The sequence below is a fragment of the Streptomyces sp. NPDC056347 genome (assembly GCF_042262625.1).
Lineage (GTDB): Bacteria > Actinomycetota > Actinomycetes > Streptomycetales > Streptomycetaceae > Streptomyces.
This window is the reverse complement of the sequence record NZ_JBHJQP010000318.1, coordinates 1-2964: the sequence shown is the minus strand read 5'-3', so window position 1 is coordinate 2964 and position 2964 is coordinate 1. Positions and strand designations below refer to the sequence as shown.

The window sequence follows — 2964 nt, the reverse complement described above, 5'->3', positions numbered from 1 at the left end:
GGGCCCGCCGCCGTGGACCGGTTCAGCAGCTTCTCGGCGAACGAGCGCGCGTTGCTGCGGCCGACCTCGCGTCGCGCTAATCGCACTTCGCGCTCGTTCAGCCCCATCAGGTCCGCGATCGATCCGTCGTCGCCGACCGCGACGGCGAAGGCGGCCAGTGTCCGGCTCCGCTCCGCCCGCATCTCGTCCAGCAATGCCTGAGCCCGGCGCATGCGCTCGTCGCTGGCGCAGAAAGCTTCCGCCAGTACGCTGTTCCGTTCCCAGAAATCTCGAGGTTCCACGAGAGTGACAACGCGCCGCCGACTCCGGGGAACGGATGGATGAGCCAAAAGCGCCCGAATGGACCAGCGCGATAGCACTGGTGCTACCAATCGTCCTTATGGCCCGGACGGGTACGGCACGACCGGCGCGGTCACGGCGAACAGTGCGCCGACGACGTACCGGCCGGGACGGCCCCGAGTGAACGCGCGGCCGGAAACGCCCGTACCCCGCACCGGGCTCGGTGCGGGGTACGGGGGGAGAGAGCCGGAAGCCGGCTCAGTACCAGCTGTTGGCCTGCCAGAACGACCAGGCGGCGCACGGGCTGCCGTAGCGCGAGTTCATGTAGTCCAGGCCCCACTTGATCTGGGTCGTGGGGTTGGTCTGCCAGTCGGCACCGGCCGAGGCCATCTTCGACGCGGGCAGGGCCTGCACCAGGCCGTAGGCGCCGGAGGAGGCGTTGGTCGCGGTGTGGTTCCAGCCGCTCTCGTGCTGGACGATGTTGCTGAAGCACTGGTACTGCGCGGCGTCACCGATCATCGCCTGCGCCGTGGCCTGCGCGCTCGTCGCGACGGAGGCCGGCGCGGCCATGGCCGGGGTGACCCCGAGGGCCAGGCCGGTGGCGCCGAGGAGCACGGAGGCACCGACGACGGCGGACTTGCGACGGGCGTTGCGGGGCTTGGCGAGGAGGTTACGGGCGAACGACACGGAGAGACCTAACGTCGGGTACGGGGGACGTCGCGTACCGGTCCGGATCGTGCGGGTGGACCGGCCTTCGCCGACCGGGGGGACCGGCCTTCGTCGACCGCGGCCCGGCTGGCGGACCCTGCGGTGCTCGGCGACTCATCCAGTGATAGCGACGCCGTCCGGGCGGCGCAACGACCCCCGGTACGAGCCCGCCTCGCACCCCGGGCCGCACGACCCGCCGCCCGCCGGCCCGCCGCCCGGGGCGTCGTCGCAGGTCGCGGCGGACGCCCGGCCGGACCGCCCGCCCCCGCCGCCGCTACTACCCCCGATAGGGGAGGACGAAGGTCCTGTGGGAGCCCTCACGCGCCGGGGACGTCGAATGTGACCCGGGCCTCGAAGTTCGCGCGCCGGGTGGCCCGCCGCAGCGCCTTCAGCAGCGCCGGGCCGACGGCCAGCGTCAGCACCGCCGTCAGCACCGCCCGCCCCAGGTCCCAGCCCAGCGAGGTCGCCAGGCAGTACGCCAGGAAGCGGACCAGGTTCTCCGCCAGCGGATCGCCCGCCTGGAACGAGACCCCCGACCCCGATGGCGGCACCGTCACCCAGCCGAACAGGTTCATGACCGTCCCGTACGCGAACGACGCCACGAACCCGTACCCCGCCAGCAGCAGCGACTCGGCCCGCCCGCGCAGCCGGTCCGCGCCCGGCAGCAGCCCCGCGCCCATCGAGAACCAGCCCATCGACAGCATCTGGAACGGCATCCACGGCCCCACCCCGCCGGTGAGCAGCGCCGAGGCGAACATCGTGACCGAGCCCAGTACGAAACCGAAGCCCGGCCCGAGGACCCGACCGCTCAGCACCATCAGGAAGAACATCGGCTCCAGCCCCGCCGTGCCCGCCCCCAGCGGGCGCAGCGCCGCACCGACGGCGGCCAGCACCCCCAGCATCGCCACCGCCTTGGCGTCCAGACCGGAGTCCGCGATCATCGCCACCACCACACCGATCAGCAGCGGCAGCAGCGCGGCGAACAGCCACGGGGCGTCCTGTGCGTGCGCGGGCCCGACCCCGGGCCCGGCCAGCAGCGGCCAGCCGAACGCGGCCACCCCGATCGCGCTGATCAGGACGAGCGCGGCGATCGCCCGCGGCCCCAGCCGCACCGGCCGCGCCTGCCGTACCCGGTCCCCGTCGCGGACGGTGTTCACGACGGTTCTCCCAGCGCGGTACGCACCTGCGACACGGTCAGCCACTCCTGCGGGGCGAGGATCTTCGAGGTCTGCGGGGCGAACGACGGGGAGGAGACCACCACCTGCCGGGTCTCCCCGTCGGCGACGACCTCCCCGTCCGCCAGGATCACCACCCGGTGCGCCAGCTCCGCCGCCAGCTCCACGTCATGGGTGGCCAGCACGATCGCGTGCCCCTCGGCCGCCAGGGCGCGCAGCACCCCGACCAGCCGGGCCTTCGCCGCGTAGTCCAGGCCCCGGGTCGGCTCGTCCAGCAGCAGCAACGGGGGCCGCGCGGTCAGCACGACCGCCAGGGCCAGCGCCAGCCGCTGCCCCTCGGAGAGATCACGGGGATGGGTCCCGTCCGGTACGCCCGGCAGCAGCTCGGACACCAGGGCCCGGCAGCTGCCCGGCGCGGCGCCCGCGTCCCGGTCCGCCGCGGCGCACTCCGCGCCCACGGTGTCCGCGTACAGCAGATCGCGCGGCTCCTGCGGGACGAGCCCGACCCGGCGCACCATCTCGCGCGGCTCGGTACGGTGCGGGGCCCGGCCGCCGACCAGGACGGTGCCGGAGGCGGGCTCGACCATGCCGACGAGCGCGGCCAGCAGGGTGGACTTGCCCGCCCCGTTACGTCCCATCAGCGCCACGGTCTCGCCCGGCGCCACGGCCAGCGAGACCCGGCGCAGCGCCTCGACGCGGCCCCGCCGCACCCCGAGCCCCTCCACCAGCGCCCTCGCGTCCCCGGCCGGCTCCCCGGCGCCGGCCCGCGCACCGCGCCCCCTGTCTCTTATAAACATCTCCC

Annotated in this window: 3 protein-coding genes and 1 pseudogene; all 4 read right to left on the bottom strand. The window is 74.2% G+C overall.

The window, feature by feature from the left end:
- A pseudogene (locus ACFCV8_RS35835) lies at positions 1-212 on the bottom strand (hypothetical protein); the annotation flags it as partial.
- 325 nt (positions 213-537) lie between these two features.
- The gene (locus ACFCV8_RS35830) at positions 538-966 is read right to left on the bottom strand and encodes a transglycosylase SLT domain-containing protein (RefSeq protein ID WP_376689743.1); all 429 of its coding nucleotides are present in this window, start codon (positions 964-966) and stop codon (positions 538-540) included.
- Positions 967-1304: 338 nt separating this feature from the next.
- Positions 1305-2144 carry an ECF transporter S component gene (locus tag ACFCV8_RS35825; protein WP_376689742.1) on the bottom strand — a complete coding sequence of 280 codons (840 nt, stop codon included), beginning with the start codon at positions 2142-2144 and terminating at the stop codon, positions 1305-1307.
- Positions 2141-2964 (bottom strand): ATP-binding cassette domain-containing protein (locus ACFCV8_RS35820; protein WP_376689741.1); only part of this gene is annotated, 824 nt, incomplete at its 5' end. The genes ACFCV8_RS35820 and ACFCV8_RS35825, both read right to left, overlap by 4 nt.